At 69.9% G+C, this 15,210-nt stretch carries 13 protein-coding genes; 7 read left to right on the top strand and 6 right to left on the bottom strand.

What is annotated here, in order from left to right; all coding sequences use genetic code 11:
• Positions 1-3: 3 nt before the first annotated feature.
• The 5 genes from ACTMTF_RS12320 to ACTMTF_RS12300 all read left to right on the top strand — a co-directional run bounded on the left by ACTMTF_RS12320 (position 4) and on the right by ACTMTF_RS12300 (position 5,097).
• Complete coding sequence (locus tag ACTMTF_RS12320) at positions 4-2,793, top strand: nitrate- and nitrite sensing domain-containing protein (RefSeq protein WP_441110717.1); 2,790 nt, start codon at positions 4-6, stop codon at positions 2,791-2,793.
• Complete coding sequence (locus ACTMTF_RS12315) at positions 2,790-3,212, top strand: roadblock/LC7 domain-containing protein (RefSeq protein WP_336208249.1); 423 nt, start codon at positions 2,790-2,792, stop codon at positions 3,210-3,212. Before ACTMTF_RS12320 ends, ACTMTF_RS12315 begins: the two co-directional genes overlap by 4 nt.
• Before the next feature lie 4 nt (positions 3,213-3,216).
• On the top strand, positions 3,217-3,621 hold the full coding sequence (locus ACTMTF_RS12310; RefSeq protein WP_372462240.1) for a DUF742 domain-containing protein: 405 nt from the start codon (positions 3,217-3,219) through the stop codon (positions 3,619-3,621).
• Between the two features lie 7 nt (positions 3,622-3,628).
• Positions 3,629-4,189, top strand: coding sequence for a GTP-binding protein (locus ACTMTF_RS12305; RefSeq protein WP_397009990.1), 561 nt, complete (start codon positions 3,629-3,631; stop codon positions 4,187-4,189).
• 98 nt (positions 4,190-4,287) lie between these two features.
• The gene (locus ACTMTF_RS12300) at positions 4,288-5,097 is read left to right on the top strand and encodes a class I SAM-dependent methyltransferase (protein ID WP_441110716.1); all 810 of its coding nucleotides are present in this window, start codon (positions 4,288-4,290) and stop codon (positions 5,095-5,097) included.
• Between the two features lie 7 nt (positions 5,098-5,104).
• Here the strand turns inward: ACTMTF_RS12300 and ACTMTF_RS12295 are convergent, their stop codons facing one another.
• The 6 genes from ACTMTF_RS12295 to ACTMTF_RS12270 form a co-directional block, all read right to left on the bottom strand.
• Positions 5,105-6,532, bottom strand: a complete 1,428-nt coding sequence (locus ACTMTF_RS12295) for an MmgE/PrpD family protein (protein WP_441110715.1) — start codon at positions 6,530-6,532, stop codon at positions 5,105-5,107.
• The gene (locus ACTMTF_RS12290; protein WP_441110714.1) at positions 6,525-7,409 is read right to left on the bottom strand and encodes a cyclase family protein; all 885 of its coding nucleotides are present in this window, start codon (positions 7,407-7,409) and stop codon (positions 6,525-6,527) included. The genes ACTMTF_RS12295 and ACTMTF_RS12290 overlap by 8 nt, the downstream gene beginning before the upstream one ends.
• Positions 7,410-7,437: 28 nt before the next feature.
• Positions 7,438-8,886 (bottom strand): dihydroorotase, encoded by a 1,449-nt coding sequence (locus ACTMTF_RS12285; RefSeq protein ID WP_441110713.1) that lies wholly within the window; start codon positions 8,884-8,886, stop codon positions 7,438-7,440.
• A gap of 11 nt (positions 8,887-8,897) precedes the next feature.
• Positions 8,898-9,674, bottom strand: a complete 777-nt coding sequence (locus ACTMTF_RS12280) for an ABC transporter permease (protein WP_441110712.1) — start codon at positions 9,672-9,674, stop codon at positions 8,898-8,900.
• Entirely contained in the window at positions 9,671-10,393 is a 723-nt protein-coding gene (locus tag ACTMTF_RS12275) for an ABC transporter permease (protein ID WP_441110711.1), read from the bottom strand. Before ACTMTF_RS12275 ends, ACTMTF_RS12280 begins: the two co-directional genes overlap by 4 nt.
• Before the next feature lie 83 nt (positions 10,394-10,476).
• Positions 10,477-11,355 carry an ABC transporter substrate-binding protein gene (locus tag ACTMTF_RS12270; protein WP_397009976.1) on the bottom strand — a complete coding sequence of 293 codons (879 nt, stop codon included), beginning with the start codon at positions 11,353-11,355 and terminating at the stop codon, positions 10,477-10,479.
• A 545-nt stretch (positions 11,356-11,900) separates the two neighbouring features.
• On the opposite strand from ACTMTF_RS12270, the gene ACTMTF_RS12265 reads away from it, so the two are divergent.
• Positions 11,901-14,714 (top strand): nitrate- and nitrite sensing domain-containing protein, encoded by a 2,814-nt coding sequence (locus ACTMTF_RS12265; protein ID WP_441110710.1) that lies wholly within the window; start codon positions 11,901-11,903, stop codon positions 14,712-14,714.
• Positions 14,711-15,133: a roadblock/LC7 domain-containing protein gene (locus ACTMTF_RS12260; protein WP_441110709.1), complete on the top strand. Its 423-nt coding sequence runs from the start codon at positions 14,711-14,713 to the stop codon at positions 15,131-15,133. Before ACTMTF_RS12265 ends, ACTMTF_RS12260 begins: the two co-directional genes overlap by 4 nt.
• Positions 15,134-15,210 lie beyond the last annotated feature (77 nt).

Here is a 15,210-nt window from a genome sequence, read left to right as displayed (position 1 = left end):
CGGGTGCCCAAGCCTTCTACGAGAAGATTCGGGCTGGGGAACTGGCACGTCCGATCGCGACTCGTCGCGCTGATCGTCGTACCCACGGCGGTGGCCGTGGCGTTAGGCGGTCTGAGCGTGTTCACCTCGCTCCGGGACGCCGACACCTACCAGACACTGCGAGAGGTCGCCGAGTTCAGCGAGGCTCTCGGCGCCGTCAGCCACGAACTGGCCTTCGAACGTGACCAGACCGCTCTCTACATCGCCCAGGGCCGCCCCCCGGCCAGCGAGCCGCAGCTCCGCAACACCTATGACGGGGTCGACGACCTGGTCCTGGCGGCCAAGCAGCGTGCCACGGTGCTCGCCGGCACCCACGAGGCGGCGGTGCGCTCGGTGCTGCGGCGGCTGGAAGAGGTCGCGACGCTGCGCGAGACCGCGGTCAAGGGGAAGATCCAGCCGCTGCCGACGATCTCCAAGTACTCCCAGATCATCTCCTCCCTCCTCCAGTTCCACGACCAGGTCGGCGAGGTCGCGGTCGACGACCAGGTCTCCCGTGGCGCGGGCGCCGGGGCGGCGATCGCGCGGGCCAAGGAGCAGGCCTCCAAGCAGCGCGGCATCCTGGCCAGTGCCCTGGACAAGAAGGGGTTCGACGCCGGCGAGCTCGACTCCTTCACCGCCGCCAAGGCCCGGGAGGAGAGCGAGCAGACCCTCTTCGCCACCCTCGCCTCCCAGGAGCAGCTGGAGCTCTACCGCAACAGCGTCGTCGGCCGGGACGTCGACCAGACCGACCTGTTCCGGCTGCGGGCCATCGCCCAGTCGTCGGAGAGCAAACCGCTGAGCATCGGCACCAGACCGGCCAGGGACGTGGCCACCTGGTTCGACGTCAGCACAGGCAAGATCGACGCGATGCGCGAGGTGGAGAAGGGGCTGGCCGCCGCGGTCATCCTGCGCGCCCGCGCTCTGGAGAACGGCGCCAACACCACCGCCCTGGTCTCCGGCGTGCTCATCCTCATCCTGCTGGTCGTGGTGCTCGCCATCATCGCGCTCATCGCCCGATCGCTGATCAGGCCGCTGCGCAAGCTGCGCCGCGAGGCCCTGGAGGTAGCGGGCCAGCGCCTGCCGCAGACCGTGCGCAAGCTGCGGGAGAGCGCGGACGGCGTGGCCGGTCCGGTGGTGCCGATCGGCGTCACCACGCACGACGAGATCGGGGAGGTGGCGCGGGCCTTCGACGAGGTGCACCGTGAGGCGGTCCGCCTGGCGGGCGAGGAGTCGCGGCTGCGCAGCAACGTCAACGCGATGTTCGTGAACCTGTCCCGCCGCAGTCAGACGCTGGTGGAGCGGCAGATCACCCTGATCGACGGGCTGGAACAGGGCGAGCAGGACGAACAGCGGCTCGGCAACCTGTTCAAGCTGGACCACCTGGCCACCCGCATGCGCCGCAACAGCGAGAACCTGCTGGTCCTGGCCGGTCAGGACCCGCCGCGAAGGTGGAGCCAGCCGGTCAAGCTCGTGGACGTGGCCCGCGCCTCCCTGTCGGAGGTGGAGAACTACGAGCGCGTGGTGCTGCAGGTGCCCGACGGCGTCTCGATCGCCGGGCAGGCCGTCAATGACATCATCCACCTGCTGGCCGAGCTGGTGGAGAACGCGCTGTCGTTCTCCCCTCGTGAGACCCGCGTGACGGTGTCCGGCAGCCGGATCGACGGCGGCGGCGTGATGCTGTCCATCACCGACTCCGGCATCGGCATGACCATCGAGGAGCTCACCCAGGCCAACGAGCGGCTGACCGACGCGCCCAGCGTGGACGTGTCGGTTTCGCGCAGGATGGGCCTGTTCGTGGTCGCCAGGTTGGCGCACCGGCACGGCATCAGGGTGCAGCTGCGACCGCACGGCTCGGGCGGGCTGACCGCCATGGTGCTCATGCCCGAGTCACTGCTCGCCCAGCCGGCCGCTCTCGCGGGCGCCTCCAGCGGCCCTCGCGAGGAGCAGCCGTACGTGGGACCGCACGCGGCCCCCATGCCGGAGTTCGGTGCGGGGCCCTACCAGATGGGCCCGGCCCACCCGTCCTACCCGTCCAACCCCGACGGCCCCGGCTGGCCCGCCCCACCCTGGCCGCCGAGCGACGGCGGTGGCAGTGGTGCCGGAGGGGGCGGTGGCGGGAGCAGCAACGGCAGCGGCTGGCCGGTCGACTCGCGCGGCCCCGGACCCGGGGCCGGTGTCGGCGGCTTCGACTCCGCCGACGTCTGGCTGCCCCCGCGCGAGCCCGGCTGGAACGGCGACCAGTTGCCCCGGCGCCCCGCTCCCGGCCAGCCGCCGAGCTGGGCGAAGGGCGAGCGGATCGACCCGCCGCAGCGTCCCAGGTACGACTTCCCCGAGATCGAGCAGGGCGCGACGACCGACCCCGGACTGAAGCCCGCTGGAGACGACTACCTGCCGATCTTCGCCGCCGTCGAATCCGCGTGGTTCGAGCGCGGCGGAAGCAGCGCGGTCTGGAGCTCGGAGAAGGCGGACGAGGGCTGGTCGGCGGCCAAGGCCGCGGTCGAACCGGCGCGCGGCGGCGCGACGGCAGCGGGACTGCCCAAGCGGGTGCCGAAGGCGAACCTGGTGCCGGGCTCGGCGGAGACGGTCAACTCTCCGCGCGGGGTCTCACCGGTGCCCTCGGTCTCCCCGGACCGGGTGCGGTCGCGGCTGTCCAACTTCCAGCAGGGCTTCCGCGCGGCGCGCGAGGACATCAACGGCGGGCGCGCCACCGGGTCCGGCTTCGGCGGCCCGATGCGGGCGGTGGACGGCGGAGACGATCCGGAGGAGAACATATGAACGAGCTGAGCCATGCGGCGCGTGGCGTCGACTGGCTGATCACCGACTTCGTCAGCACCGTGCCAGGAGTGGCGCACGCGGTGGTCGTGTCGTCCGACGGGCTGCCGCTGGCGGCCTCGTCGGGCTTCCCGGCGGATCGGGCGGACCAGCTGGCGGCCATCGCGTCCGGCTTGGTGTCGCTCACCCAGGGCGCGGCCCGGGTGTTCGAGGGCGGCGTGGTCAATCAGACGATCGTCGAAATGCAAAGGGGGCTGATGCTCATCATGTCGATTTCAGATGGTTCATGCTTAGCGGTTTTAGCAGCCCCTGATTGTGATATGGGACTGGTGGCGTATCAGATGACGCTGATGGTGGACCGTGCCGGTCAGGTGCTGACACCGGCGGTCCGTGCGGAGCTGCGCGCGAGCCAGACTAGGTGATGTGGTGACGGATCCACGGTGGAACAGCGGTGGCTGGGAGCCCGAGTCCCAGCCGCGGTTACAGGCTGACCCGGCCTCGCCGGTGCGTCCGTACGCGGTGACCGGGGGGCGGACGGCGCCGCGGGTGAAGCTCGCGATGGAGGCGCTGGTGTCCTCGGCCACGGCTGAGCACAGGGAGTTCTCCCACATCACGCCGGAGTATCAGGCGATCAGCCAGCTCTGCCGGCAGGTCCGCTCGGTGGCCGAGGTGTCGGCCCTGCTGCGTATTCCCTTGGGTGTCGTTCGGGTGTTGATCGCGGACATGGCGGCCGAAGGACTGGTGCGGGTGCACCAGCCCGCGTTGGAAGACGCGGGCCGGCCGGATGTCAACTTGCTGGAAAGGGTGCTCAGTGGACTTCGCAGGCTCTAGTCCGGGGTTGACCTCGACGAAGATCGTGGTGGCCGGTGGCTTCGGCGTGGGCAAGACGACGTTCGTCGGTGCGGTTTCGGAGATCATGCCGCTGACGACGGAGGCGGTGATGACGGACGCCTCGGCCGGGATCGACGATCTCGGTATGACCCCGCTGAAGTCGACCACCACGGTGGCGATGGACTTCGGCCGGGTGTCCTTGGACCGTGACCTGATCCTCTACCTGTTCGGGACGCCCGGTCAGCACCGGTTCTGGTTCATGTGGGACGACCTGGTACGCGGTGCCATCGGCGCGGTGGTGCTGGTCGACACCCGCAGGCTGGCCGACAGCTTCCCGGCCATCGACTACTTCGAAGAGGCGCAGCTGCCGTTCGTCGTGGGCATCAACGGCTGGGACGGCAACTACGCCCACAGCGACGCCGAGGTGCGGGACGCGCTCTCGCTCGCGGCGCACATCCCGCTCATCCGGCTCGACGCGCGGTCGAAGGAGTCGGTGAAGAGCGCGCTGATCCACCTGGTGGAGCATGCGCTGACCGTCCGTACCGCCGTCCCCGGCTGGAGCGGTTGACCCCTGCCGGGGCAGGTGCCGCGGCTTTCGGCCCTTGTTGATCGTCCGCTTCCGTGACAGGCTCAAGATCACTGATCATGCGCTTGTGAGGGAAGCCGATGGATGCCAAGGATTACATGGCCGGCGTGTTCGACCGCGCGTCCGGCACCTACGAGCGGGTCGGCGTGCCGTTCTTCGCACCCGTCGCCGCCGAGTTGGTACGGCGGGCCGCGCCCGCGCCCGGCGACCATGTCCTGGACGCCGGTTGCGGGACCGGTGCCTCGCTCGTGCCGGCGGCGCATGCCGTCGGTCCCAGCGGCCGGGTCGTCGGGCTCGATCTGGCGCCGGGGATGGTGGCCGCCACCGCCGCCGAGATCGAGCGGCACGGCCTGAGCCAGGCGATCGCCCTGCTGGGCGACGCGGAACAGGCGGAGAAGTTACTGCCCGGCGAGCGGTTCGACGTCGTGCTCGCCGGGATGATGCTGTACTTCCTGCCCGACCCGCCCCTCGCCGTACGCTCCATGGCGGGGTTGCTGCGGCCCGGCGGGGTGCTGGCGGCCAGCCTGCTGGTCCGGTCGAGCCCGGCCGAGGCCGAACTGCTCGCGCTGGTGGAGCGGGCGTTGCAGCCGTACGCCGCCGGCGCGGGCAGCGCTCCGTTCCAGCACAAGCTGGGCGGACCCGAGGACCTGACCGGGCTGCTCCAAGGGGGCGGCCTGAGCGATGTCCGCTACGCGGACGTGGTGTTCGAGGTGGCCATCGAGGCCGGCCAGGTGTGGGACTGGCTCTGGTCGGCCGCCCGCAGGGCCCCGCTGGAGAGCATCCCGACCTCCCAGCGGGCCGAGGCCAGGGCGGCCCTGGAGTCGTCACTGACGCAGGACCGCTACGTCCTGGCCCGCACCGTGCGCTTCGTCACCGGGTCGCGCGACTGACGACCGGTCAGGCTCCCGTCGCCGGTTCGAACTCCGCCACCAGACGGAGCAGCTCGCCGATGTCACCGACCTCGTCCAGCCGGCCCGCGTGGTCCACCACGGCGTCGGCGGTGGCGCCGGAGAGCCGGCCGGCCACGTTGTCACGGAACTTCATCGCCAGCTCGGCCGCGGACAGCGGCCGGGCAGGGCCGCCACGGTTGGCGAGGACTTCCTGATGCCAGTCGCGCCCGTCGAGGTCGCGGGCGCGCAGCACGGCGGGGAACTGGTGCGGGAAGATCTTCGTCGCGCGGTCGTCGGGCACCACGTCCACCTTGGCCATCAGCTCGCGCCGCAGCGGGTCACGCGCCAGGTCGTCGGTGAAGTCGGCCAGTCCCACCCCGAGACCGCCGCCGCCGAGCAGTCCGGCGACCACCGCGTACGGCCCGCTGAACTGCGCCTCGTATCCCGTCCGCGGGGCGCGCTTGCGCTCCATCGGCTCCCCGATGGTCCGGATGACGGGAGCGGGGACGCCCAACGTCAGGCTCTCCACGCGAGCGGGGTCCAGCCCCTGTTCGCGCAGCCCGATCGCGGCGTCGATGGCCGCGTGGGTGAAGTGGTTCGCCGGATAGGGCTTGAAGAAGATCCCGGGCACGGCCCACTCCGTGCCGAGGTCCCGGGTGATCTCCGCCGCGTTGTAGCGCCCGTGCAGGAACGCCTCGAAGAAGCCGAAACGTCCCTCAAGGACGGTCGGCGGCCCGCTGAACCCGCGCCCGACGAGATCCGCCGCCGTCACCGCCGCATGCGCCGCCCACCCGCAGTGCAGCCGTTTCACCGTCCCACCTGCCCGGTTGGACTCGATGATGCCCGAGGCCGTGGACGCGGCCAGGCCGAGGGCGTCGAGCACGCCTTCACGGGAGAGGCCGAGCAGGAGGGCCGCCGCGACGGCGCCGCCCATGGTCCCGCAGATCGAGGTGGCGTGCTGCCCGTGCTCGAAGAAGAGCGAATTGCCGGCTTCTGGGTCGTATCCGGCCATGCCCAGCCGCACGCAGACCTCCAGGCCGACGGCGATCGCGCGGATCGTGTCCCCGCCCGAGGCGTGCACCATCTCGGCCGTGGCGAGCGCGGCCGAGATGACCGGGGCGCTGGGATGCAGCACGGAGGGCAGGTGGGTGTCGTCGTAGTCGAGGGAGTGCGCGAGCACCCCGTTGGCGAGGGCGGCCAGCGAGGCCGGCACCTGAGAGCCGCCGCCGACGATGTGCGCCTGCGGGCGCCCGCCCTGGTCGCGGACGTAGTCCACGATGCCGCCGCTGGTCGGCAGCCGGTGCGCGGCCACGCAGAGGCCGAGCACGTCGAGCACGCGCTTGCGCACGCTGTCGACGACGGCGTCCGGCAGCGTGGCGGCGGAGGCGTCGACCGCGAAGTCGGCCAGTCGCCGGCCGAGGGTCGTCTCAGTCACGGCGCGCTTCCCCTGCCTGAGCGGTCACCAGTGCCAGCGGGCGCACCGGCGAGCCCGTCGCGCCGAAGAACGGCAGCGGGGACAGCACGAACGTGAACGCGTGGACGCCGTCGCGAGCCAGCTCGTCCAGCTCCATCGTCTCGATGAGGTAGATGCCCGACTCCACCAGCAGCACCCGGTGCGCGGGCAGCACGCTGTGTCCCTGTCCGGGGGCCAGCCGCTCGAAGGCGATGGTGTCGGCTCCCACGGCATGCGCGCCGCGCTCGGCCAGCCAGTGGGCCCCGGCCTCGCCGACTCCGGGGACACCCGACTCGCCACCGAGGTAGACCTGTGGGTCGGAGCCGGTGAAGTGGCGGCCCCACCCGCTGCGGACCAGGATGACGTCGCCCGGGGCGGGCTCGGTGCCCTGGCGCCGCACGGTCGCGTCCAGATCGGCCGGGGTGATCTCGTAGCCCGGTTCGCAGAGCTCCACGCCGAGCGCGGCCGGCACGTCCAGCAGCACGCCGCAGCGCACCATCGGCGCGATCGTGTGCACGCCGTGCTCAGGGTAGCGGCCTCCCACGCAGGCCGCGGCGGCGTCGGCCCCGCCGTACAGCCTGCCGTCCTGCGACACATGCGCCAGCGCGTCGATGTGCGTGCCGACGTGGGTGCCCATGGAGATCAGGTCGTTGGCGGCCGATCCCCCGTCGGAGCGCGTCCTGTCCCCGTGCCGTCGCGGGAGGGTGTGGGTGTAGGCGGGGTGGTTGGGTGACTGCGGCATGCCGGCGAAGAGCGGTCTGCCCAGGTCATAGATCGTCACTCCGCCACGTACGGCTTCGCGCAGGGGGTCGGCCTCGGGTGCGGGAGCGCCCGAAGGGGTGTTCAGGTGCGTCGTCATGGTCTGTCTTCTCTTCCGGACGGGGTGTTCAGGCGGGCCGGGGCACGAATCGGCCCACGCGGTCGCCCACGATCTTGCCCGCGTCCAGCACGTGGTTGCCGCGCACGAACGTGTCCGTCACCTTGGCGGTCAGCTCGAAACCCTCGAACGGTGTGTACTCCTGCGTCGACTCCGAGTCCTGCGCGCGCACCGTCCAGGTGCTCGCGGGGTCGACCAGGCAGAGGTCGGCGTCGAAACCCGGGGCGATCGTGCCCTTGGTGCGCAGGCCGTACCGCTTGGCGGGGTTCCAGGAGGTCAGCGCGGCGATCCGGCCGTACGGCAGGCCCCTGCGGCGGCCTTCGCTGATCAGACCGGGCAGCAGGTACTCGGCCCCGCCGAATCCGGCCTTGGCCACGAAGACGTCGTCGCGCGGGTCGCCGAACTTGAGCTCGTCCCGGCAGCAGGCGTGGTCGCTGACCACCCAGTCCACGGTGCCGTCGAGCACGTACTCCCACAGCGCCTCGACGTCCTCGCGCGGCCTGATCGGCGGGTTGACCTTGGCGCCGAGGCCGCTGGCCGTGTCGACGTCGGCGAGCAGGTGACCGATCGTGACCTCACGCCGGAAGTCGATGTGCGGGAACGTCGCCGCCATGCGGACGGCCGCTTCCAGGGCCTTGCGGGAGGACAGGTGCAGCAGGTTGATGTTGGCCAGCCCCGTCTCGTGGGCGAGGTAGGAGGCGATGAAGACGGCCAGCCCCTCGGAGTGCTGGGGGCGGGAGGCGCTGTAGGCGGCCAACCCGCTCAGGTCACCGGCCTCCTCGACGAGCTTCGTGTACGCGGTCATGATCTCGGCCGTCTCGCAGTGCAGCGACAGCGAGATCTCGTCGGCCAGCTCGGGCAGGCGCTCCCTGGCCGCCTGCACGCCGCGCATCACGAACTCGAAGTGCGCGTAGTCGTAGCGCTCGCCCTCCGGCAGCATGAGGAACGCCCGCTGGTCGTCGGACCGGCCGTGCAGCCCGTGCCCGCCGTAGAACATGAAGATCTTGAACGACGGGACCCCGAACCGCTCGATCAGGTCGGGCAGCTCACCGATGTGCCCGCGCGACATGGGCGCCAGGTGGAACCCGTAGTCGATGTAGGCCCGGCCCTCGGCCTGCTTGAGCACCTCGGGGAAGAAGTCGGCGTAGGAGCCGCCCCTGTTGAGGTAGTACTGCCCGGTCCGCATGTACGTCAGCGCGGTCGTCACGCCGCCCTGGGCGCTCGCCCTGCTCTCCGACTCGGCGTCCTGGGACAGCGGGTTGTAGATGCCCCAATGCTGATGGGCGTCCACGACCCCGGGGAAGGCCAGTTTGCCGCCCCCGTCGATCACCTCGCCCGTCTCGGGCAGTCCGGGCCGCACGTCGACGATGCGGCCGTCCACGATGGCGATGTCCGCGTTCGTGGGCTCGTCCCGGTCGTGGGTGACGACCCGTACGTTCTTCAGCAGCAGCTCGGACACGGGGGTTTCTCCTAAGCGATCCGGTGCGCGTCGCGGTGCCAGGCAAGCACGCGCCGCTCCACCATGAGGAACAGGGTGTTGAATGCGAAGCCGAGCACGCCGAGCAGCAGGACGCCGGCCCAGATGGCCGGCATGTCGGCGTTGTTGCTGGCCAGGTTGAGCAGGTAGCCGATGCCTTCGGTGCTGCCCTTGAGCTCGGAGATGACCATCAGGATCAGTGCCAGGGACACGCTCAGGCGCAGGCCGGCGAAGATCTTCGGCGCGGCCGCGGGCAGGATGATCCGGGTCAGCCGCAGATACGCGGGCACACCGAAGACGGTGGCGGTTTCGAGCTTCAGGTTGTCGAGGTTGCGCGCGCCGTCGATGGAATTGAGCAGGATGGGCCAGACGATGCCGAAGACGATGGTCGCCACCTGCACCTGCGTGCCCATCTGGAAGAGCACGAGGAAGACCGGCAGCATGGCGGGTGGCGGCACCGCCCGGCCGAACTCGACGAGTGGCTCGAAGTAGTCGGCCAGCCAGGGCGTCCGGCCGAGCGCGACGCCCAGCCCCACACCCACGATCACGGCCAGTCCCCAGGCTCCGGTGACTCTGATCAGGCTGGGGAGGAAATTGTCGACGGCCTCTTCGGTGAGGATGTACGGCCCGGAGAACCACATCTCGTACATCCGAGACAGAATCCTGGTCGGCGTGGGGAAAAAGGGGTTCTCGAGTGATAGGGCGAGCAGTTCCCAGCCGCCCAGCACGACGGGGACCAGCCACAGCCGTTTGATCAACGTACGGATCATGGCGTTCGCCACCTGAACAGACGTCGTTCGGCGCGCACCAGCACGATGTTGACGACGAGACCGATCGTGCCGGCCCACAGGAGGGCCGCGATCACGTCGATCATCGCGTCGGCGCCGATGCCCGTGCTCGCCTGGATGAGAAAGCTGCCGATGCCGCTCGCACCGCCGACGATGTACTCCACGCTGATCGCCAGGATGAGCGTGATGGAGGCGGCGAGCCGCACTCCTGTCGCGATGAAGGGCGCCGCGCTCGGCAGGGAAACCCGCCAGATCACTGCGGCCGGCCCGAAGCCGAACGCGCGCATCGTCTCCTTGGCCAGCGGGTCAACGTCCCGCACCCCGTAGAGGGTGTTGATCAGGATGGGCCACGCCGAGGCGAAGACGATGAGAGCGACCTTGGCGTTGATCTCCGGTGTGAAGAAGAACAGTGCCAGCGGGATCAGCGCCACCGAGGGGATCGGCCGGAGGAACTCCACGAAGACCCGGGTCATCTCCTCCACCGCCGGGACCGTTCCCAGGAGCACGCCGATGGGGACGCCGACCAGGACGGCGAGCGGCAGTCCGATGGCGCAGGCGGTGAGCGTGCCCTGCAGGTTCTCGAGGAACACGGGATCCACGGCGAGCGCCACGGTCCTCGACAGGGTGTCCCCGGCCGGTGGCAGCCACTTGAACAGGCCCGAGACGCCGAGGAGCTGCCAGGCAAGCAGAAAACCCGCCACGCCGGTGGCGTGGCGGGACAGCTTCACCAGGCTGGCACGGGTGAGCGGTCCACGTCCACGCCTCGCCGGAGAGACTGCGGTCATCATCCCTGAGCGGAATAGATCATGGAGCTGACGTCCATCTTCTGCTTCAGCATGCCCGCGTCGAGCATGAGGTCCGCCACCCGCTGGATGCGCTGGGCGCTCAGGGAGGTCGGGTAGTTGCCGAGGTTGATCGTGGAAGCGGTCTCAGCCGGGATCTTGGTGAAGGTCGGCAGGATCTTCGTCACCGCGGCGCGGTCCGTGGCCGCGATGTTCTGCGCCTTCGCCATGGCCCGCTGGAAGGCGGCCAGCGTCTTGGGGTTCTCCGCCACCCACTTCTCGGTGGCCGCCCAGCCGGTGATCGGCAGGCCGTCGGTCGGGCCGGACATCGTGTCCAGGAGCATGGTGGCGCCGAGCTCCTTCTTGGCCTGGCTGACGTACGGGTCGGTCATCCAGACGGCGTCCACGTCACCCTTGTCGAGGGCGGAGAGCCAGTTGGTCGTCGGCACCTCGACGTACTGGATGTCCTTGTTGTTGGCAGGGTCGAGACCGGCGATCTTCATGTGCGGGTTCATGGTGAGCACGCCCAGGCCGACCAGGGCGTTGGTCCCGATCTTCTTCCCCTTGAGGTCGGAGACCTGCTTGATGGGGGAGCCCTTCTTCACCATCACGCCGAACGCGCCCGCGGCGCCCTGGTAGGAGTCGGCGATGTACTTGAACTTCTCGGTGCCCGCCTCCTGAATCGACAGGATGGTGGCGTAGCTGCCGAGGACGACGTCCATGGAGCCGTTGGAGAGCTTGCCCAGGACCGCCTGGGGAGCCTGGATGGCCTCCTGCTTGACGTTGAGGCCCTCTTCCTTGAAGAAGCCGCGCTCCATGGCGATGAACAGCGGGGCCGAGTCGGCGCCGGGATACTGACCGATCAGCAGGTCAGTCTTCATGTCAGAGGAGGTGCCGGCGGCATCTGACTGTCCGCCCGAACTGGAACATCCCGTGACGACGAGGGTGGCAACCAGTCCAACCAGGGCGGTACGCCCTAATGTACCGAACCGCATTGCGGGTCTCCTTTGAATCGGGGGGTGATGCGAAGGGAGTGATCAGCGACGGTGGCACCCTAGCGCAGCTACCACACCTCTCCGCAGCCAGAACATCGGACGTTAACTCGAAATATGCATATATAGGGTGATTTATAACGTTTGTCTGACTTGATTGCACCGCTGCTGTTGATGTCGAAGGGGCGAGATTAGCGCTGTGATCTGCGTAAAATGCCGTGTTATGGACCGATTGTGACCCGTGGGGCATTGGCCGATCTCCTGGTGATGTGCTCCAATTGCTCTCGCCCCAAGGGTGCGTTGCGTCACGGCTGGCTCATGCGTGACATGATCTTCATGCACCAGACCATCGGAGAGAGGTTGCGGAGCAGGTGAAGACCGTTACCCGTGCTGCGGGCGGGGATCAGGGCTTTAGAGACGAAGCTCCCCGACGCGTGTCCCGTGGGCCACAGACGCCGGGCGGTGCGAAAGCCGGCAAGCGCAGGACGGGCCCCCGCTTCTCTCTGCGCAACTGGCGGGTCCGTTCCAAGCTGCTGGTCCTGGTGGTCATCCCCACTCTCGCGGCGCTCGTGTTCGGTGGCCTGCGCGTCACCACCTCGATCGCCACCGCCAGCGAGTACGCGCAGGTCAACGTGGTCGCCGTGCTGGCGAGCCGGCTGACCACACTCGCGCACGAGGTGGAGGTGGAGCGCGACCTCAGCGCCCAGTACGTCGCTCAGGGACGCAGAGGCGGCCGACCGGCGGACGTGAGCGCTCAGTACGAGCGCGTCGACAAGCTCGTCATCGAAGTCAGGAGCGGCGTCGAGGAACTCGAGGTCGCTGACGGCCCGCACGCCGCCGAGGCCCTGAGCATCAAGAACCGCCTCAACGAACTCGCCACCTCGCGCACGACCGCGATCGATTCGCAGCTCGACCAGAACTCGGTCATCGCGCTCTACGACCGGTCCATCTCGGACCTGCTCTCGCTGAACGGCAAGATCGACCTGGGCGCTGTCGACAAGGAGTTGTCAGCGAGCGTCTCCGGCTTCGCGGCCCTGTCCAGGGCCAAGCAGTACGTGTCCACCCAGCGTGCGCTGCTCGCGGGCGCCCTGGCCACCGGCGCCTTCGGCAAGGACGAACTCGACGCCTTCATCGCCGCGCGCGCTCAGAAGAACAGCGAGCTCGCCACCTTCAGGGCGCAGGTCTCCCTCGCGCTCCGCCAGCTGTACGACGACACCGTCAGCGGCGCGGCCGTCGACCGCGCCGAGATCCTCTCCGCCCGAGCCCTGGTCCTGCAAGACGCCGGGCTCCCCCTGAGAGACCGCAAGCTCGGACTCATCCGTGACGGCGAGACCTGGTACAACGCCATCAGTGAGACCGTCGACGGCATGCGCGAGGTCGAGCAGCAGGCGGCCGACTCCATCGTGCTGCGCAGCCGCGCCCTGGAAGGCGCCGAGCAGCAGAGCGCCGCGATCGTGGCCGGCGCGATCCTGGCCCTGCTCCTCCTCGTGCTGCTCGTCACCGTGATCATGGCGCGTTCGCTGAGCGGCCCGCTGCGCCGACTGCGCAGGGAAGCCCTTTTCATCGCCGGACGCCGTCTGCCCGATACCGTGCGCCAGCTGCGCGAGGCGGAGGCCACCGGCGAGAACGTCCAGGTTCAGCCCATCGGCGTCGCCTCCAACGACGAGATCGGGGAAGTGGCGCGGGCCTTCGACGAGGTCCACCGCGAGGCGGTCCGCCTGGCGGGCGAGGAGTCCCGCCTGCGCGCCAACGTCAACGCGATGTTCGTGAACCTGTCCCGCCGCAGTCAGACGCTGGTGGAGCGGCAGATCACCCTGATCGACGGGCTGGAACAGGGCGAGCAGGACGAGCACCGGCTGGCCAACCTGTTCAAGCTGGACCACCTGGCCACCCGCATGCGCCGCAACAGCGAGAACCTGCTGGTCCTCGCCGGCCAGGACCCGCCGCGCCGCTGGAGCCAGCCGGTCAAGCTCATCGACGTGGCCCGCGCCTCCCTGTCCGAGGTCGAGAACTACGAGCGCGTCCTGCTCCAGGTGCCCGACGGCGTCTCCGTGGCCGGCCAGGCCGTCAACGACTTCATCCACCTGCTGGCCGAGCTGGTGGAGAACGCCCTGTCGTTCTCCCCCCGCGAGACCCGCGTGACCATGTCGGGCAGCCGGATCGACGGCGGCGGCGTGATGCTGTCCATCACCGACTCCGGCATCGGCATGACGGCGGAGGAACTCGCCCAGGCCAACGAGCGACTGACCGACGCGCCGGCCGTCGACGTGTCGGTGTCGCGCCGCATGGGCCTGTTCGTGGTCGCCAGGCTGGCGCACCGGCACGGCATCCGCGTACAGCTCCGCTCCCAGGGCTCCGGCGGGCTCACCGCGATGGTCCTGGTGCCGGAGAGTTTGCTCGGCGCGCAGACGCCCGTCATGGACACCCCTCCGGCCGCGATGGACCGCGGACGGGCGGAGGCTTTCGCGGGACCCCCCCAGCAGGCGGCCCCTCAGTGGCAGAGCGGCGGCTACGAGCCCGGCCCCGGCCACCCCTCCTATCCCTCCAACTCGGACCCGAGCGCCTCCTGGCCCTCAGCGCCGCAGTGGCCGTCGGCCGGGACAGGGGAGGCCTGGCCGTCCGGCCCGCGCAGCACCAGCGGCGGCTTCGACACCGACGACGTCTGGATCCCCTCCCGCGTTCCCGGCTCCTGGTCCAGCGAGAGCAACCCGCTGCCCAAGCGCCCCACCGACGCGCCGCTGCCCGGCCGCGGCTTCGACGACCGGGTGAACGCCGGCCCGCAGCGCCCGCAGCACGACTTCCCCGAGACCGAGTCGGCGGCCACCGGCCCCATGCCGGTGGTCTCACCGTCCGGCCCGCCGCCGTCCGCCGGCGACGAGTTCCTGCCGATCTTCGCCTCCGTCGAATCCGCCTGGTTCGACCAGGGCGGCTCCGACGCGGCCTGGGGGTCGGCCAAGGCCGACGCCGGCTGGACCGCGGCCAAGGCCGCGGCGGAGCCGGTGCGCGACGGTGCGACGGCCTCCGGCCTGCCCAAGCGGGTGCCCAAGGCCAACCTCGTGCCGGGCTCGGCCGACACCGCGTCGGCGCCCAAGGGAGTCGTGCCGATGCCCTCGGTCTCACCGGATCGGGTACGCAGCCGCCTGTCCAGCTTCCAGCAGGGTTTCCGGGCCGCGCGTGACGACATCAGCGGTGGCCGGGCTCCGCAATCTGGTCAGCGGAACCACGAGAACAGGGAGGAGGGCGCATGAACGATCTGAGTCGCGCGGCTCGCGGAGTCGACTGGTTGATCACCGACTTCGTCAGCACGGTGCCAGGCGTCGCTCACGCCGTTGTCGTCTCTTCTGACGGCCTGCCACTCGCGGCCTCGTCGGGCTTCCCGCCCGACAGGGCCGACCAACTGGCCGCGATCGCTTCCGGCCTGATCAGCCTCACCCAAGGGGCAGCCAGGGTGTTCGAAGGCGGCGTGGTCAACCAGACGATGGTGGAGATGCAGCAAGGGCTCATGCTGATCATGTCCGTCAGTGACGGCTCCTGCCTGGCCGTACTCGCCGCACCTGACTGTGACATGGGCCTGGTGGCCTACCAGATGACCTTGATGGTGGACCGTGCCGGTCAGGTGCTCACTCCGGCGGTGCGTGCCCAGCTGCGTGCCACCCAGACCAGGTGATGTGAGTGACGGATCCCAGATGGAACAGTGGCGGCTGGAACAGCGGCGGCTGGGAGCCCCCGCCCCCTCCGCGCTCG

This window comes from Nonomuraea sp. ZG12, from assembly GCF_052068115.1.
GTDB lineage: Bacteria > Actinomycetota > Actinomycetes > Streptosporangiales > Streptosporangiaceae > Nonomuraea.
Note: the sequence above shows the minus strand (reverse complement) of the source record. Positions and strands in the feature narration are given on the sequence as shown.